Origin of the sequence: Paraburkholderia sp. UCT31, assembly GCF_014397655.1 — a bacterium.
Taxonomy (GTDB): domain Bacteria; phylum Pseudomonadota; class Gammaproteobacteria; order Burkholderiales; family Burkholderiaceae; genus Paraburkholderia; species Paraburkholderia tuberum.
Genome location: NZ_VZQP01000054.1, coordinates 38981 through 55589, shown reverse-complemented (window position 1 = coordinate 55589; position 16609 = coordinate 38981). Strand labels below are relative to the sequence as shown.

General features: G+C 63.7%; 14 protein-coding genes and 1 pseudogene. 6 read left to right on the top strand and 9 right to left on the bottom strand.

Annotated elements, in window-relative coordinates; genetic code table 11:
• Window positions 1–303 precede the first annotated feature (303 nt).
• The 3 genes and pseudogenes from F6X40_RS32995 to F6X40_RS32985 form a co-directional block, all read left to right on the top strand.
• Window positions 304–663: a hypothetical protein gene (locus F6X40_RS32995; protein ID WP_187630711.1), complete on the top strand. Its 360-nt coding sequence runs from the start codon at window positions 304–306 to the stop codon at window positions 661–663.
• A gap of 560 nt (window positions 664–1223) precedes the next feature.
• On the top strand, window positions 1224–3530 hold the full coding sequence (locus F6X40_RS32990; protein WP_262421641.1) for a WD40 repeat domain-containing protein: 2307 nt from the start codon (window positions 1224–1226) through the stop codon (window positions 3528–3530).
• A 206-nt stretch (window positions 3531–3736) separates the two neighbouring features.
• Window positions 3737–4090 (top strand): annotated as a pseudogene (locus tag F6X40_RS32985) (NUDIX domain-containing protein); the annotation flags it as partial.
• Window positions 4091–4165: 75 nt separating this feature from the next.
• Here F6X40_RS32985 and F6X40_RS32980 read toward each other — a convergent pair.
• The 3 genes from F6X40_RS32980 to F6X40_RS32970 are packed head-to-tail and all read right to left on the bottom strand — an operon-like array spanning window position 4166 to window position 4962.
• Entirely contained in the window at window positions 4166–4441 is a 276-nt protein-coding gene (locus tag F6X40_RS32980; protein WP_262421640.1) for a hypothetical protein, read from the bottom strand.
• Between the two features lie 39 nt (window positions 4442–4480).
• Window positions 4481–4690: a hypothetical protein gene (locus tag F6X40_RS32975; protein ID WP_090811076.1), complete on the bottom strand. Its 210-nt coding sequence runs from the start codon at window positions 4688–4690 to the stop codon at window positions 4481–4483.
• Window positions 4691–4716: 26 nt separating this feature from the next.
• Window positions 4717–4962, bottom strand: a complete 246-nt coding sequence (locus F6X40_RS32970; RefSeq protein WP_184071958.1) for a hypothetical protein — start codon at window positions 4960–4962, stop codon at window positions 4717–4719.
• Between the two features lie 310 nt (window positions 4963–5272).
• Here F6X40_RS32970 and F6X40_RS32965 point away from each other — a divergent pair, with 310 nt between their 5' ends.
• From F6X40_RS32965 to F6X40_RS32955, 3 genes are all read left to right on the top strand, one after another.
• Entirely contained in the window at window positions 5273–5590 is a 318-nt protein-coding gene (locus F6X40_RS32965) for a hypothetical protein (protein ID WP_187630710.1), read from the top strand.
• Between the two features lie 255 nt (window positions 5591–5845).
• Window positions 5846–7471 carry a response regulator gene (locus F6X40_RS32960; RefSeq protein ID WP_187630709.1) on the top strand — a complete coding sequence of 542 codons (1626 nt, stop codon included), beginning with the start codon at window positions 5846–5848 and terminating at the stop codon, window positions 7469–7471.
• Window positions 7468–8100: a response regulator transcription factor gene (locus tag F6X40_RS32955; protein WP_184071954.1), complete on the top strand. Its 633-nt coding sequence runs from the start codon at window positions 7468–7470 to the stop codon at window positions 8098–8100. Before F6X40_RS32960 ends, F6X40_RS32955 begins: the two co-directional genes overlap by 4 nt.
• Before the next feature lie 39 nt (window positions 8101–8139).
• Here F6X40_RS32955 and F6X40_RS32950 read toward each other — a convergent pair whose 3' ends face one another.
• The 6 genes from F6X40_RS32950 to F6X40_RS32925 form a co-directional block, all read right to left on the bottom strand.
• Window positions 8140–10971, bottom strand: a complete 2832-nt coding sequence (locus F6X40_RS32950) for an ATP-binding protein (protein WP_187630708.1) — start codon at window positions 10969–10971, stop codon at window positions 8140–8142.
• Entirely contained in the window at window positions 10968–12101 is a 1134-nt protein-coding gene (locus F6X40_RS32945) for a substrate-binding domain-containing protein (RefSeq protein ID WP_187630707.1), read from the bottom strand. Before F6X40_RS32945 ends, F6X40_RS32950 begins: the two co-directional genes overlap by 4 nt.
• Window positions 12102–12395: 294 nt before the next feature.
• Window positions 12396–13724 (bottom strand): NAD(P)/FAD-dependent oxidoreductase, encoded by a 1329-nt coding sequence (locus tag F6X40_RS32940; RefSeq protein WP_187630706.1) that lies wholly within the window; start codon window positions 13722–13724, stop codon window positions 12396–12398.
• A 52-nt stretch (window positions 13725–13776) separates the two neighbouring features.
• On the bottom strand, window positions 13777–14121 hold the full coding sequence (locus F6X40_RS32935; protein WP_018422376.1) for a cupin domain-containing protein: 345 nt from the start codon (window positions 14119–14121) through the stop codon (window positions 13777–13779).
• Complete coding sequence (locus F6X40_RS32930) at window positions 14118–15110, bottom strand: M14 family metallopeptidase (RefSeq protein ID WP_187630705.1); 993 nt, start codon at window positions 15108–15110, stop codon at window positions 14118–14120. The genes F6X40_RS32935 and F6X40_RS32930 overlap by 4 nt, the downstream gene beginning before the upstream one ends.
• A 2-nt stretch (window positions 15111–15112) precedes the next feature.
• Window positions 15113–16591: an NAD-dependent succinate-semialdehyde dehydrogenase gene (locus F6X40_RS32925; protein ID WP_187630704.1), complete on the bottom strand. Its 1479-nt coding sequence runs from the start codon at window positions 16589–16591 to the stop codon at window positions 15113–15115.
• Window positions 16592–16609 lie beyond the last annotated feature (18 nt).

Genomic DNA, 16609 nt, shown 5'->3' with positions numbered 1-16609 from the left:
GCTTTTAGGGCCTGACCTGGCCACTGCGATCCAGTCCCGATCAGAACCGTAGAGCGTAATAAACTTGTCAGTGCGCCGGGAGACCGGCAAGGAGTAAAGAGTGGAAGTCTCTAACAACGAAGGTCTAGCTCCTCGATCAGTGGCACTCGCCCCTTTGCTCTGGCTATACTGCGCCACAAAAAGTACAGACAAGAGATAAGAAGCCGTATGAAAAACCTGTCCGCGTAGGTGAAGTGATGAAAACGAAGCTGAGGGCCGCGAGCGCAGCGGTATTGATCGCAGGCGTGCTCACGGGTTGCGCCGATGTGCGACAAGAACACGCCGGAGGCAGCGACCTACGGCACGTACCCTGACGACTACGAAGCCCTGATCGATGCGTATCGGCAGACAATGCTAAATGAACCTTCGAGCGCCGTGGTGCAATATCTGAATGAACCATCGTCGGGATGGACGCGAGCCGCACTTGGAGCGCCTGCTGTGTTCGGTTATCGCGTGTATCTGATAGTCAATGCGAAAAACAGTTACAACGGCTATGTTGGCAACCTGCTTACCGAAGTTTTCATCCGCAATGAAAAGGTGGTGAGTTACCGCGTCGCTGATCATTCGAGCAGTGCGTATGACGCCGTCGTGCAGAGTGCGTGCGACTCGGTCAGCCCCAAATGAAGGGCGTGCACGCCACGAGACCTATAGTTACCAGCGCCATTCGTACGGCCCGCAACCGCGAATGACTGTCCCACAGCCTGCGATCCCTTGCGGGCTTTTCTTGTGCGGGCAGCCCTCCGTCTCATCCTGGTCGGCTCACCCTTTCGCATAAGGCCGAGAAAGCGGCGCCGATCTTCCCCAGACTGAGAGGCTGTTTTTTTGGGTGGTACCGACATTCGAATGTCTTCCTGCACCTAAGGTCGAATGGCGGGAGTTGGCCGAACCCGGACCGATAGCTGAATTGAGAACCGCTTGCCGGCCCGCAGCGGACACTGGTGCGCACTGACGTGCTGTTTCCTGGAATCGAGTGCGTGGCGTGGCGTGAGACGATGCGACCGGAAGCCCCCAGACGTCTGGGCGACGGCGTGGGGCGAGCGATTTCTTTGCGAATTGGACATGTGCAAATTGCTTTCGGCTGGGCGCGGACGACCTTTCCTATCGATGGACTTGCTGCGGGCGCAACGAGGCGGCACGCGCGGAGCGCGAGTCGCAGTTGCAACAAATCGTTGAGGATCAAGCCCATGTCAACGAAGAGCGGGCACGGACAGGGCGCGCAGCGACGCATCCAGGTACTGATTGGCACAATCGTATTCGTTCTAATTGTGACTGCCGGGTGGATCATTCACCAGACTCGGACGGTCGCACGCCAGACTTCCCTGGCGTTGGCGTCGGCCGCGACAACGGCGAACGACGCGGGAAATTATGACCGCGCAATGCGCTTCGCGATGCTGGCGATGGGCAACGGTTGGCTCTCGCCGGGATCGGCAGAAGCAGAGCTTGAGCTTATGCGTGGCGCGCAAGCATCAGTGCAGATTGCGTTGCTCGGCGGCCATCAGAATGCGGTTGACTCCGCCGTCTTCAGCCCGGACGGTAAGCGGGTGGTGACCGCGTCCTGGGATGGGACAGCGCGGGTGTGGGACCTGGCCACAGGTAAACAGATTGTGCAGCTCAGTGGCCATCAGAATCTGGTCTATTCTGCCGCCTTCAGCCCGGACGGCCAGCGGGTGGTGACTGCGTCCGCGGACAGGACCGCGCGGGTATGGGACGCGGCTACGGGCAACCAGATTGCGCAACTCAGCGGGCATCAGGATCTGGTTTATTCCGCCGCCTTCAGCCCGCACGGCCGGCGCGTGGTGACTGCGTCCGCGGACAGGACCGCGCGGGTATGGGACGCGGCTACGGGCAAACAGATTGCGCAGCTCAGCGGGCATCAGAAACCGGTTTTCTCCGCCACCTTCAGCCCGGACGGCCGGCGCGTGGTGACCGCGTCCGCGGACAGGACCGCGCGGGTGTGGAATGCGGCGACCGGCCACGTGATCGCACAGCTCACCGGGCATCGGGAACCGGTAAGCTCCGCGGTCTTCAGCCCGGACGGCCGGCGCGTGGTGACCGCGTCCGATGACAAGACCGCGCGGGTGTGGGATGCGGCGACCGGCCAGGTGATCGCGCAGCTCATAGGGCATCGGGGAGCGGTTTTCTCCGTCGCCTTCAGCCCGGACGGCCAGCGCGTGGCGACCGCGTCCGATGACAACACCGCGCGGGTGTGGAACGCGGCGACCGGCCAGGCGATCGTGCAGCTCACTGGACATCGCGGACCGGTGAGCGCCGCCGCCTTCAGCCCGGACGGCCAGCGCGTGGTGACCGTGTCCGATGACAAGACCGCGCGGGTGTGGGATGCGGCGACCGGCCAGGTGATCGTGCAGCTCACCGGACACGAGGGGCCGGTGAATTCCGCCGCCTTCAGCCCGGACGGTCAGCGGGTGGTGACTGCGTCCCGTGATAGGACCGCGCGCGCATGGGACGCGGCGATGGGCATCTTGCTGCTCAGAGGGCATCAAGGGTCAGTTATTTCCGCCGCCTTTAGCCCGGACGGCCAGCGGGTGGTGACCGCGTCCCGTGATAGGACCGCGCGGGTGTGGGACGCGGCCACCGGCAAACAGGTCTTGCTCCTCAGCGGGCATCAGGGCCCGGTTGATTCCGTCGCCTACGACCCGGACGGCCAACGGGTGGTGACCGCGTCCCGGGACGGGACCGCGCGAGTGTGGGACGCGACCACGGGCAAACAGGTCGCTCAGCTCGGCGGGCATCAGGGGTGGGTTTGCTTCGCCGCCTTCAGCCCGGACAGCCTGCGGGTGGTGACCGTGTCCTGGGATGGGACCGCGCGGGTGTGGGACGCGGCCACCGGCAAACAGATCTTGCTCCTCAGCGGGCATCAGGGTCCGGTTGATTCCGTCGCCTACAGCCCGGACGGCCAGCGCGTGGTGACCGCGTCCAGGGACAGGACCGCGCGGGTGTGGGACGCGGCCACCGGCAAACAGATCTTGCTCCTCAGCGGGCACCAGGATCTGGTTTATTCCGCCGCCTTCAGCCCGGACGGCCAGCGCGTGGTGACCGCGTCCGCGGACAGGACCGCGCGGGTGTGGGACGCGGCCACCGGCACACAGATCGCCCAGTTCGGTGGGCATCAGGGAGCGGTTTTCTCCGCCGCCTTCAGCCCGGACGGCCAGCGGGTGGTGACCGCGTTCGCGGACGGGACCGCGCGGGTGTGGGACGCGGCGACCGGCGAGGTGATCGCGAAGCTCACCGGACATCAGGGGCCGGTTTTCTCCGCCGCCTTCAGCCCGGACGGCCAGCGCGTGGTAACCGCGTCCGCGGATCAGACCGCGCGGGTGTGGCCTATCCGATGGCTCATGCAGAAGCGAGGTCAGAGCCTGGCTAAAGCCGTGTGTAGGGAAAGGCTCGTGGGAGCAAACCTGCTCACAACCGATGATGAAGCCGCTCTTTCTCTCGTACGCGGGCGCCGGGGCGAAAACGTATGTGGATCGTAACTCGCCGACCGGTCGGAGCGAGCCGCAACGATACGTTTGGCCAGCGCGACCAATTGCTTTCCAATCTTTCTGACTAGCTCTCACATCGAAGTCCGCGGCCATGAGAAGGTCCATCGCCTACTCGTAGGTCCGCTCATGTTTTCCTCTGCACCGTGAGCCGCTCATCCGGCGTTCATTGCGTTGCATCGACCGGTTGAATCCGCCCAATCTACGTCGGTCAGTCGCTGCTGCTGCTGAAGTCGTCGTACCGCGCCGAATGGGGGTTTCCGGGCGGCAGTATCCGGGCCGGTGAGACACCTGCTGCTGCGGCGCTGCGCGAGATGGAAGAGGAGATCGGACTTGCGTCTCACCCCTTACTGCCGGCAGGCAGCGCCGCCGGCATGTGGGACGGGCGAAGAGACCGGGTACATTTCTTCGAACTGCGCCTCGATTGCCTACCCGAACTGCGGCTCGATAATCGCGAGATCGTCGCCGCGCATCTGGCGTCGCCGGAGCAATTGCCTGGCTTCGCCGTGACAGGCGCGGTCGCTGCGTATCTCGGCAGGGATGTCTGCGGCTAGTCGAGCCGTTTTTCTTTCATGACCGTTCGAGTCCGCGTGACGCTGCGCGAGGCGCGGGACTTCCAGGCATCGGGGTTACAGCCCCACGGTTTTCAACGCTTCCTGATTCGCTAGCATGGCATCGATAAGAGCGCGAGCCTTGCGGTCGACGCACGTGAGAGCAACACTTTCCGACCCGTAGGTAACGGCATCGGCTAAGTCACCGGTGACGTGCTGTTTTCGTGTCCTTCTACGCAACGACCATGTGACGCGATATGTCAGCGCGATTCCATCGGACAAACGGGCCGTCCGCGGCTCCATGTGCGCTTCGATGACGAATCCGCGATAACGCCCGACAATGTGATGTTTCATTGATTGACTTCACCGTCTTTTGCCTTCATCGCTCGCCTCTCAATGCACGACGCCAAAGAACAAAATTGCGCCTTCGGCCGGCGTCAGGCCCGCCTTGAAGTAGCCTTCGAGCCGGTCGGCTGTCGCTTCATCGAGCGTGAAGGGCGGATGGACGTAGCCTACGGCGAATGCATGGTCGTACCAGTCGTTGAGCCACGCGCGCAGTTCTATCACGTCCTGCGGCAGTGTGTTCGAAGCATCGTCGTGCATGTGCATTTCCCCGGCTGGCTGAACGATCAGGCCGCCATGCGGCCTATCCCCATTTCCGGACGGCGCTGGCCCGGCGGAAACACGTGCCATGTGCCGTCGGCATGGCGAAAGAAGAAGAGTGAAAACGCCCCGGTCGGCAGATCGATTTGAATGCGCACCCGGCATGTTCCACCCGAGCGCGAGCGGTTCAGCAGACGCACGCGCGCCCCTCGGCCCCCCGTCGGTCCAACGAGTTTTTCGACCTGAGAACGCAGCGATGTGTTCCCCGCCATGATTTTCCCCGCGATGCACGATGATTCGATGCTATGGCGATCGGTGCGTGCGTCCAATCGGCGCCGGCCGGAATGTCGTTTCAGGAATCGCTGGTTTCAGCCGTCAGGACTTCCTGAACCGGAGCAGCATATAGAACGGCATTTAAGGGTCCTTGCCCATCTGCGGGGGCTTTCGCCATGAATGACACTAAGGATTTCCTGACACGCGAATCAGGAAGTCACACCCTGATTTTCCAGCGTGCGCTGAATGCGACACACGTTTTGCTCGTAGATGATGGGCCATCGAAATGCAATGTCGAATTGATGCAACATGATCGGCTATCTATCGGAGCGGGAAAACGTCATCGAGCAAATCGACGTGATATGTCTGCGACTGTTCGACACCTGGTGCGAGACGCGCAGCGTGACATCGCTTGCGTATTTGATGCACTGCTGGCCGTTGATAGACAGCACGACCAACGCGCTCAGGCGCCTGGGCCAAACCATGCGCGAGTTGCGGCGCAATCACGCGGACCAGATCGACGAGTATGACTTTCGCGCGCTGTGCGAGGTGGCCGACCTCATCGACGAACTGACCTTGCCGCGCACGGTCCGACTGATCGCGGTGGCGGGCGAGGTGTCGCACTAGCGAACGGCAACGCCGGCTAGGCGCGCAACTGCTTACAGGCACGCATGCGGCGGCTGTGAGGCCACGGGGCGCGCCGTTTCATCGGACGTTTGAAACCCGGAGCGGGCGTGATGGACCAGGCGCCGGCATCGAGTGCAGAATAGGACGACCACAACGGCGGCACTCGCGGGGATATATGGCGCTCGACATTTTCGACGCATGGTGGAGCGGGCTCCTGCAACCCGCTGAGCGGTATCTCGAAGGGAACACCGCATCATGAGCCATCTCGCCGCTCCGGTCGCGTATACGGGCACGATTCTGATCGTCGACGATACGCCGGGGAATCTTGGCGTGGTTGTCGACAGTCTCGAGGCGCGCGGCATTCGCGTGCTGGTGGCGCTCGACGGTATCGAAGCGTTGGAGCGCGCAGCCTTCTCGCAGCCCGATGTGATCCTGCTCGACGTGAAGATGCCGGGCATCGACGGCTTCGAGACCTGTCGGCGCCTCAAGCGCGATGAGCGCACGCGCGATATCGCCGTCATATTCATGACCTCGCTGATGGACAACGAGGACCGCGTCGAAGGCTTTCTGGTGGGCGGTGTCGATTATGTGACCAAGCCATTGCGCGTCGATGAGATGGTCGCGCGCGTTGGCGTGCACCTCGAACTGCGGGTGATGCACAAGCAGGTTCTCGCGCAGAACCGGCAACTGCTGGCGGAAGTCGCCGTGCGCAAGGAAACGGAGGCCGCGCTATCGCAAGCGCGCGACGATCTGGAGCGACGTGTCGCATTGCGCACCGAAGAGCTGGCGCGCGCCAACGCCAACTTGCGGGCGCAGATCGACGAGCGGCGGCGCGCGGACGCGCGCCTGCAGGCAAGCGAGGCTCGCTTTCGCGCGATTGTCGAAACGAGTCCGGTGCCGCTGTGCATCACCTCGATGCCGGATGGACACATCCTGTACACGAACCTGCCGCTGCGCGAACTCTTCGGCATGGACGAAGGCTCGTCCGCCAATATCGCGGATTTCTACGCCGAGCGGGGCGAGCGCGAGCGTCTGATCGAACATCTGCGGACCACGGGTGGCTTGCGCAACACGGAGATACAGTTCCGGCGCCAGGACGGTACCCGGTTCTGGGCGATGGCGACGGCGCGCGCCGCGACTTACGACGATTCTCCCGCGATCTATGTGGGCCTCAATGACATTACGGGGCGCAAGCAGATGGAACAGGAACTCGTCGAATCGCGCGAGCAGCAGCGCGAACTGTCCGCGTACATGGAGGCGATTCGCGAGGAGGAGAGAAAGCGCATTGCGATGGAAATTCACGACGAGCTGGGGCAATTGCTGACCGCGCTCAAGATGGACGTGTCTCTGCTCAAAATGCGCATCGCGCACGACGCGGAAGCGACAAAAAAAGCCGACGATATGCGCCAACTGGTCGAAGGCACGATCTCGATGGTGCGCAATGTCGCGAGCCACCTGCGGCCCGCGGCGCTTAACTTCGGCATCGTGTCTGCGCTCGAATGGCTTGTCGACGAGTTCAACCGCCGCAATGCGATTGCGTGTGAATTGCGCATCGAAGGCGGCGAACCCGCGCTGTCCGACGCCCATGCGACGGCCCTGTTCCGCATTGCACAGGCTTCGCTGACGAACGTCGCGCGTCATGCCGCCGCCACACGTGTCGAGGTGACGCTTGTTTCGACGGCTGCACAGCTCTTGCTGCATGTGCGTGACGACGGATGCGGCTTCGACCGGCAAGTGGTGAGTCGCGACTATTCATATGGCCTGCTCGGCATGAACGAGCGCGCGCGGCTGATCGGCGGATCGCTTTCGATCGACAGCTCGCCGGGCGCGGGCACCATGGTTTCGATTCATATTCCGCTCGATGGCGGAGCTCGAACATGATCAGGATACTCATTGCGGACGATCATGCGATAGTCCGTGGCGGACTCAGACAGATCATCGCGACCACGAGCGATATCGTCGTTGCGGCGGAAGCGGCGCAAGGAGCGGAAGTGATCGACAAGCTGCGCTCGTGCGCGCTCGATCTTCTATTGCTCGACATGACGATGCCCGGCATCAGCGGCGTCGCTCTGATCCGCAGGGTACGGGCGGAACATCCTTCGTTGCCGGTGCTGGTGCTGAGCATTCACGACGAGGCCCAGGTCGCGTCTCGCGCGCTGCGCGCGGGAGCAACGGGATATCTGACCAAGGACAGTGACCCGGAGGTGCTGCTCGCGGCAATCCGCAAGCTCGCGGACGGCGGCCGTTTCATCGATCCGAAGCTCGTCGATGCGATGGTGTTCGATACACAGCGCGGCGACGTGCCGCCGCATGAAGTACTGTCGGACCGCGAATTCGAGGTCCTGCAGATGCTCGCTGCAGGCAGGAGCATCAATGAAATTGCCCAGGCATGTGCCCTCAGCGCGAAAACGATCAGCACACACAAGATGCGGTTGATGCAGAAACTCGGGCTTTCCAACAACGCTGAGGTGATCCGGTACGCGATCCGGCACGGCATGATCGTCGAGTAGAAAACGAAGGATGATGCGGTTCGCGTTCTGAGGCGCGAATCACCGCAGTAGCCTCCTTTCCAGATATTGCTCGACGAAGCTGAGGATCGCCTTGGACCGGTAAGCCTTCGCCAATCGGCAAAGGTGGTCTGCGAAGGGTCGATAGCGCTCGTCGAGCTCGCTCAAGTGTCGGGCGTGTTGCACGATGGCACGCATGTCGCCGAGTCGCGCCAGGTAGTGCAGCGCTTCGATCTCGCCCTGCGGCGGTGCCATCAAGGGCACGGTAAAAGGAGCGGCAGCGGGTACAGCCGTGTGGTCCGCGCCAGTGACTTGCCCCTTGGTCGCTTCGTCGATCCACTCGACATTCATGAGCGATGCGACATGGGACAATAGCCGGCCGAAATCGATCGGTTTGGCAAGAAAAGCGTTTGCGCCGGCCGCGAGACTTTGCGCCGCATCGGTCCCCGAGGCACTTGCGGAGACTGCGACGATGGGCAGATCCCGGAACTCGGGCATCTGGCGCAGGCGACGCGTGGCTTCGAGCCCGTCCATCCCGGGCATGACCACATCCATCAGGACAAGCGCAGGATGCAGGGAGCGGGTTTTCTCCAGAGCTTCGGATCCGTTGCCAGCCTCCGCCATGTCGAATCCGAGCGGACCCAGCATATCGACCATCACGGCACGGTTCTCCGCCACGTCATCCGCGACCAGGATAGCCTTGCGCGGCCCCTTGTAGCCGCTCACGATCCGTCCGGACGCGGCGACGGCCGCCGGGGGCGCCACCACCTGGACATCCAGTTCGATCGAGAAGACGCTGCCGATATCGCGGCGACTCTCGATATGGATCTCGCCGCCCATCAGGCGTACGAGTTGCCGGCTGATGGCGAGCCCGAGCCCCGTGCCGCCGAAGCGGTGCCGGTCGTCGCTCACTTGCTCGAAAGGCCTGAAGATTTCCTCCAGGCGCCCTTTATCTATCCCAATGCCGGTGTCCTGCACTTTGAAACATAGTCGCGCGGGCGGCATAAAAGCGACGCTCAGATGCACGCTCCCCTGCTCGGTAAATCTGATCGCGTTGGAAAGCAGGTTGAGCAGCGCCTGACGCAGCCGTATTTCGTCCGCCCGGACAGCCGCGGGCAGATCGGGCTGCATCTCGCAAGCGAAGGCGAGTCCCTTTTCGGTTGCCTTGACCCGCATCGTCTCGGCGACAAAGTAGACGAACTGTTCGAGCGGAACGTCGGAAAGATTGAGTTCCATTCGTCCAGCTTCGATCTTGGCTATATCCAGGATGTCGTCGATGAGCATCAGCAGGTGTTCGCCGCTGCGCTGGATGACTGCGAGTCCGTCGATCTGGCGTTGATCGAGAGTCGTGTCGCGTGTGAGGATCTGCGCGTAACCAAGAATCGCGTTCAGCGGCGTACGCAGTTCGTGGCTCATGTGCGCGAGAAAGTCACTTTTTGCCTGGTTGGCCGTATCTGCATGTTCCTTGGCCACGGCGAGTTCCGCTGTCCGTTCGCGGATCATGTCTTCGAGGTGCTCGCGATAGCGCCGCAATTCCGCTTCGGCATGCTTGTGCTCCGTGATGTCGCGTGAGATGCCGAGCAGGAACTGCGGCACGCCGCGCACATCGGCGATCGGGATCTTCATCGTGTGCAGCAGGCGCACGCCATGTCGCGTATGAACCGGCTCTTCCGGTATGTCGATCATGTGTCGCGACTCCAGCACGGCCCGGTCCTTCAGCGCGAAGAATTCAGCCTCCTCGGTGGGAAACAGGTCGTGGACGGACCGGCCGAGGATCTCCTCGCGCCGGTAACCGAGAAGTTGCTCTGTCGCCTTGTTGCAGCGCACGAAGCGCAAGGTCGCGGCCTCCCTGACGAAGATCATGTCCGGGATATTTTCGACGATGCTGTTAAGAAAGTTCTCGCTTTCCCGGACGGCATCTTCGGCGTGCTGACGTTCGGCGATCTCGGCCGCCTGACCCGCAAGCGCCGTACTGAGTTCGGCCGTGCGCTGTGCGACCCGCGCCTCGAGTCCGGCGTTGAGCTCCTTCAACGCATCCTCGGCCTGGCGGCGCTGGCGCCGGTCTTCAAGGAACTGCTCGACTGCGCGCGCCATATCGGCAATCTCGTCGCCGCCGTGCACGGGGACTCCGGCTTGCGTGCTCCCGGCATCGCCGTGCCGCAGAAAGTGACTGACGCGGCGCAGGCGCGCCACGACATGGCGCCCGAGGAATTCGCGGGCGATTAGCCAGGTGAGCAGCAGGCTCACCGCGACTCCACCCGCCACCCATTTGCGTGTGCGATCTGCGCTAACGGCCAGATCCTGGACTGCTTCGCGGTAGTCGCGCGTCAAATAATCGGACTGCCGTTGCGCCGCGACGGCCAGAGCCTCGGCCGCGCCGCGCAGGTCCCTGTCGAGGCTGGTCAGCGACACGCCCGGCCGCTGCCCATCTGCCGGCGCACCCCGGGTGCCGAGTGCGGTCTCGCGCACCTGCGCCTCGATGTTGACGATGTTGCGAAAGCGTTGGCTCGACCGATAAAGCGTCAGCGCGTCGACCCCTGGGTCGTCGCTTGCGGCCGCGGAGGCCAGGCGGTCAACCAGGCGGTCGAAGGATGCCAGCTGTTCGAGCACATGCCGATGGGTCTCGCGCACCGCATCGATCGTATCGTCGCGAGACAACTGCAATGCGAGGCGTTCAATGGTCAGCGTGTGCTGTACCAGATCCTGCGCATCCGCGAGGCGCGTGAGCCGCTCTTCGGCCAACTGACGGATCGAGTGGGCCGAACCGGTCAACGAGTAAATCGTCGTGGCTCCGACGACGACCACCAGCGCGGCCAGGCACGAAACAACGAGCGCAAATTGAGCGGTGAGCGATTGTGGGAAAGGCAGTTTCACGGTCGTTGCCAGATCTGACGATAAATGTCGCGATAGCCGTTGTCAGGGTCGTAGAGTAGACGATCGCCGCCGTCCGCGGCGACGTTGTCCGCCGTCACGAGATGCACCGGCGTCACGTAACCCGTGACGCCAACGCCCGCGAAAAGTCGGTTCATTTCGTCGACCAGTTGCCAGCCGTGCAGATTCAGGGGTTCGGCCACGGTGCCGGTCTGGAAGGTGCCGGTGCGGATGCGCAGGAAGGCGGACTCGCTGCCGTCGCCAGCCGACAGCATGATCATTGCAGCGTTCGGCATTCCCACCTGGGTCAACACCGGGGCGGCGTAGTCAAAGTAGATGTCGTTGATCGCCAGCGCACAGGTCCAGCGCGGGCCGTAACGCGCGAGCAGGGCGCGTGTCGTCCCCGGCACCAGTTCCCGGCTGCGCGAAATCGCCACGTCGCGCACTTCAAGCAGGGTACAGCCACTGCACGCGCGAACGACGGCAGCCATTTCATCCGCCTTGCCTTGCGCAATTCGGAAATTGGAATCGGTGAAGATGACGACTCCCGCATGCCCGCCGGACTGCACGATGGCCGCCAGCGCGGTCACGCGCGCGACCTCGAGCGGATCCGTCGACACGTTCATCGCCACGGGCGTGCCGGGCACCGGTCCGGCCCGGGCCGCGACATGCCAGCCGACGATTGGGATGTTGTTCTCGGCAAACGGCCGCAGTGCGGGGAGCAGCGCGCGTGCATCGCCGCCGGCGAGGATCAGACCGTCGGGGTGGCTTGCCAGCGCATTCGCGAGCATCTTCAGCCGCAGGTCGGCCGCACCCGCGGAATCGAAGATCCTCACGCGCCAGCCGATCACCTTGGCCGCCTCCAGCACACCATCGACCACACCGAGGATGCCGCCGTTGCGCAAATCCTCGGCGACGACCGCGATGTGTTTTCCAGATTGCGCAGGTGGCCCGTTGCGTGGCCCGTTCCAGGGTGCAGCGGGTCGCGAAGCGGCGTCGACCACTCGCCTGGCCAAGGCCAGGAAGTCCGTCGCGGCGACCGGGGCTCCGGGCGCAGGGCGAGGCAATAAATCCTGCGCGGCGGCGGCCGGCAGCACACACGCGCAAGCCAATGCCAGAAGGAAGCCCTTCATGCTGTTCCCCCCATGGGCTCCGTCGAGGTCGATTGGGGTTGCCCAAAGCCGCTCGCGGATGACCTTTTTAGCAGGATATTACAAGCCGATTCCCGCGTGTCATCGGTCATGCGCTGGCGCAGATTGGGTCAAGCGTGGTCGGCACTCAACTGCAATGGTCTGATGGTCAGTGTTTGCCACGATTGCGCGATCAATCGTTCATCGATCGCAAGCCATAAACATGAGATTTCGCGGGGTACGCTGAGCGCGGCTGTACAGCACTGCAGGCCCGCTTTCGCGGGGCGACGTCAGGCGTTACATCATCTCGGGTTTCGCCAGCCGGGTGCCATCGCTAAAGCGCGTCAATCGATATGGCTGTGTCTCGATCCCAGTCGCGTCGTCCGTCACGATGCGGCTAACCAGCATGCCGGCTCCCGGTCCCAGCCCGAATCCATGACCGCTGAACCCCGAAGCGATCACAAGGCCCGGCCTGCTCTCCACGCGTGACATCACCGGCACCAGATCGGGCATCGTGTCGATCGCGCCTGCCCACGCATGAGCGATACGCAATCCCGACAGTTCGGGAAAGACCGTCGCAACGTTTTGGAGTGCACGGGTCGGCCACTCGGCATCGGGCGCAGGATTGAGAACCCGCGTCACCTCGAACGGAGAGATGTCGTCGTGGCGCCAGTCCGCACTTCCTTCGGGGCCGCCGAAGAAAGGTTGCGCGATCCGGAATTTGAGCTTCTTGTTGAGTTTGCTGCGGAACATCTGACGAAACTTGACCGCGTGCCGCAGGTTCTGTGGCGCGATCTCCATGCGTCCATAGCCTGGCACCGCGATCGTGTAGCCGCCGTCCAGCCGCCGCCGCAACGCGAAGTTCGGGCCGGAGAAGCACCCGTCTATCACGGCCGGCGCTTCCGCCGTGCGCAGCGCGGTGCCGATCACATTGACCGCCGGCAGATCGATCCCATGGTGCCGGCAGAACAGGGCGCTCCACGCGCCGCCGGCCAGCACGACGCTGCTCGCGCCAATCCGGCCGCGCTCGGTCCATACGCCGGAGATTCGACCCGCGCTGCTGTCGAGTCCGCGAACCGCACAGGTCTGATGCACGCGCGCGCCGAGTCGTTGCGCGCCTCTTGCGATGGCAGGCGCTGCTCGCGACGGCTCCGCGCGTCCATCGGAATGCGACCACACGCCGCCCGCCCACTTCGCCCGACTATGCGGAACGCGCGCGGCCAGTTCTCGAGCCGACAGCAGCTGACTGTCGAAGCCGAGCGCGCGCGCCTTGCCGAGCCATGCTTCCCACTGGGCGACATCGGCAGACTGCTCGCTTCCGTACAGAATGCCGCTGCGCCGAAAACCGATGTCCTCGCCGAGTTCGTCGCTCAACTCGCCCCAACGCTTCAGGCTCTGCATCGCGAGCGGCAACTCGTAAAGGTCGCGGTTCTGCTGACGCACCCAACCCCAGTTGCGCCCCGACTGCTCCGCGCCAATGATGCCTTTTTCGAGCAGCACGACCGATACGCCGCGCCGTGCCAGCTCGTAAGCGGTGCTGACGCCGATAATGCCGCCGCCGATCACGGCTACGTCGCAGCGATCGGGGAACCCCTCGCTATTCGGGACTTCGTCGATTCTTAGCATGTTTGAGCAACCATGATTGACATGAGCAGCCGGATACCGGGTGCGTACGCTGTCAGAAGATCACGTAGATCTTCCGCAGCGTTTCATCGATGTTCCAGAGTCCTTCCGTGTTGGCCTGGAAAAATAGCGTGTCGCCGGCGGCGAAGCGGACCGTGTCTTCTCCGTCGGGCGTGAAGGTGCCGCTGCCCTTGATGAAATGCATCACCTCCGCCTGCTTGACGGAGCGCCGATAGGTGCCGGGCGAGCACTCGAACACGCCGGTATCGATTGCTTCGTGACCGGGAATGACGTACTGGCGTCCCGATACGCGCGACGGTTCGGTACCGGGCAGGCCCGCGGTTCCCCAATCCTCCAGTGCGGAGACTTCCGCGGCTTGCCTGATCTGCTGAACTTTCATTGCGCTGTTTCCTGTTGTCGTGAGCGGAGGTCGATACGTCGGTCGATCCGGCCTAGCCGGACCACGGTGACGCCGGCGCGCAACTGGCGCAGCGAGGGCATCACCAGCATGCAGTCATCGTACGGAGTCGAGACTGGCTGACCGTCGGACCATGCGATCACGGTGCCGGCCTTGTCGAACGTCTCGAGGCCTGTATAAGGACCCGCGAAACGGAAATCCATGCTCCTGGCGACGACCGGTTCGGTCACGCGCACGATGCGCATTTCGTCGGGCAATGGCGCGATCCAGCCGGGCGGCAGGTCGGCTGCGTCGACGATGCCCGACAGCAACAGAAAGCGTGCGGTGCAGTCGCGCGCAACCGTCACCGCGCTGGCTTGCCAGTGCTGGCCGCATTCGATCAACAGGGCATTCTTCGGACTCGCGTCGTCGCCGAAGCCCTCGTAGTCGCGCATCCGGCGGCCTTCGGGATGGCCTTCGTCCTGAATCACGGTGGCGGGCGTGCCGAGCCGCTCGGCCAGTTCGGCTCCCTTGCGCAGCGGCCCCGCGACGATCAGCGGCGCGCTTTTTTCATGCATCGAATGCAGGTCGAGCAGCAGATCCACTGTGTCGATCACCGGCCGCATCGCGCGCGCACGATCGAGTTCCGACGAGCGGGTCGCCAGATCGTCGAGCTTCGCGGCGGTCCAGACGCGGTTGAAGTCCTGATCGACGAAACGCGCTTTGTCTGGTGTCGCGGGATCGAACCGCGCATACGCGGCGACGTTCGCGAACGATAGCGTGAGCTTGCCGCGGCGCGGGCGCAGGCCACTGCGCAACAACGCGTCGACGGTGATCGCGCCGCACACTTCGTTGCCATGCGTGAGCGCATTGATCATCACGTGCGGCCCGGCTTGGCCGGAGTCGAACGAGTGCACGTATGCGATGCCGGTATTGCCGTCGGCGTGCGCCGAGAGGTCCGGAAATGCGACTTCGATCGGATAGGCTTCCATGTTTACTCCAGACCTCCCTGACACAGATACTTGATCGACAGATAGTCATCGAGACCATACTTCGATCCTTCGCGACCGTAGCCGGATTCCTTCACACCGCCGAACGGCGCCGCTTCTGAAGCGAGCGCGCCTTCGTTGATACCGACGATGCCAGCTTCCAGGGCGCGCGAGACACGCTCGATACGGCGCATGTTCTCGCTGTAGAAGTACGAGGCGAGCCCGAACGGCGTGTCGTTGGCGGCCTGCACCGCTTCCTGCTCGCTGTCGAATGGGAACAGCGGCACGACCGGGCCGAAGGTTTCCTCGCCGCACAACACCATCGACGACGTGGCGTTACCCAGCACCGTGGGCGCGTAGTAGTGCGGTCCCAGCTCGGTGAGCCGTCGTCCGCCCGTCAGCACGAGCGCGCCGTTCTCGAGCGCGTCCTCGACATGACGAGCGATCTTGTCCACAGCGCGCTCATTGATCATGGGCCCGATCTGCGTGGCGGGGTCGCTAGCGGGTCCGACCCGCAGTTCGGCCACTTTCGCGCACAGCAGCGCGGAGAAACGTTCGTATACGCCGCGCTGCACGAAGACGCGGTTCGGACACACGCAAGTCTGCCCGCCATTGCGGAATTTCGCGGCCAGCAGGCCATTGACCGCGGCATCGAGGTCGGCGTCGTCGAATACGATGAACGGCGCATTGCCGCCGAGTTCCAGCGAGAGCTTCTTCAGCGTGCCCGCCGATTCGCGCGCGAGATGCTTGCCGACGGGCGTCGATCCGGTGAACGTGATCTTGCGGACACGGCTGTCGGCGAGCCAGTCGCCGACCGTCTCGGCCGCCGCCGCACGCGAAGCCGAGATCAGGTTGAGCACGCCGTTCGGCACGCCCGCCTCGTGCGCCAGCATCACCAGTGCGATCGCGGTGAGCGGCGTGTCTTCCGCGGGTTTCGCGACCACCGTGCAGCCCGCCGCGAGCGCGGGTGCGATCTTGCGCGCGATCATCGCAAGCGGAAAATTCCAGGGCGTGATGGCCGCGACGACCCCGATCGGTTCCTTGACCGCGCTCATCCGTTTGCCGCGCTGCTGCTGCGGAATCAGGTCGCCGTAGATGCGGGTGGCTTCGTCGGCGAACCACGCGACGTACGACGCGCCATAGTTCACCTCGGCGCGTCCTTCGGCGAGCGGCTTGCCTTGTTCGAGTGAGATCAACGCACCGAGTGCGTCGCGATTCGCGACGATCAACGCGTGCCAGCGGTGCAGTACCGCCGCGCGTTCGCTGGCCAGCCTCGCGCGCCACGCGGGCAGCGCTTTGGCGGCGGCGTCCGTGGCCGCTCGCGCGTCGCTGGGGCCGCTGTCGGCAACTTCCGCGATCGGCTTGCCGGTCGCCGGATCGGTGACCGCGAAACGACGACCGCTCGCGGCGGCGACCCACTCGCCGTTGATGAAGTTCTCCGTGCGGATCAGCGCGCGGGCCTGTTGTTCGAGATTCGTGCTCATATGAGGTCTCTGTGCCGG

Excerpts from the sequence above, each read along its gene's own strand:
- F6X40_RS32925 (WP_187630704.1), bottom strand. The coding sequence starts at position 16,591 with ATGAGCACGAATCTCGAACAACAGGCCCGCGCGCTGATCCGCACGGAG.
- F6X40_RS32935 (WP_018422376.1), bottom strand. The coding sequence starts at position 14,121 with ATGAAAGTTCAGCAGATCAGGCAAGCCGCGGAAGTCTCCGCACTGGAG.
- F6X40_RS32990 (WP_262421641.1), top strand. The coding sequence starts at position 1,224 with ATGTCAACGAAGAGCGGGCACGGACAGGGCGCGCAGCGACGCATCCAG.
- F6X40_RS32965 (WP_187630710.1), top strand. The coding sequence starts at position 5,273 with ATGATCGGCTATCTATCGGAGCGGGAAAACGTCATCGAGCAAATCGAC.
- F6X40_RS32930 (WP_187630705.1), bottom strand. The coding sequence starts at position 15,110 with ATGGAAGCCTATCCGATCGAAGTCGCATTTCCGGACCTCTCGGCGCAC.
- F6X40_RS32945 (WP_187630707.1), bottom strand. The coding sequence starts at position 12,101 with ATGAAGGGCTTCCTTCTGGCATTGGCTTGCGCGTGTGTGCTGCCGGCC.
- F6X40_RS32995 (WP_187630711.1), top strand. The coding sequence starts at position 304 with ATGTGCGACAAGAACACGCCGGAGGCAGCGACCTACGGCACGTACCCT.
- F6X40_RS32940 (WP_187630706.1), bottom strand. The coding sequence starts at position 13,724 with ATGCTAAGAATCGACGAAGTCCCGAATAGCGAGGGGTTCCCCGATCGC.
- F6X40_RS32970 (WP_184071958.1), bottom strand. The coding sequence starts at position 4,962 with ATGGCGGGGAACACATCGCTGCGTTCTCAGGTCGAAAAACTCGTTGGA.
- F6X40_RS32980 (WP_262421640.1), bottom strand. The coding sequence starts at position 4,441 with ATGAAACATCACATTGTCGGGCGTTATCGCGGATTCGTCATCGAAGCG.
- F6X40_RS32960 (WP_187630709.1), top strand. The coding sequence starts at position 5,846 with ATGAGCCATCTCGCCGCTCCGGTCGCGTATACGGGCACGATTCTGATC.
- F6X40_RS32975 (WP_090811076.1), bottom strand. The coding sequence starts at position 4,690 with ATGCACGACGATGCTTCGAACACACTGCCGCAGGACGTGATAGAACTG.
- F6X40_RS32955 (WP_184071954.1), top strand. The coding sequence starts at position 7,468 with ATGATCAGGATACTCATTGCGGACGATCATGCGATAGTCCGTGGCGGA.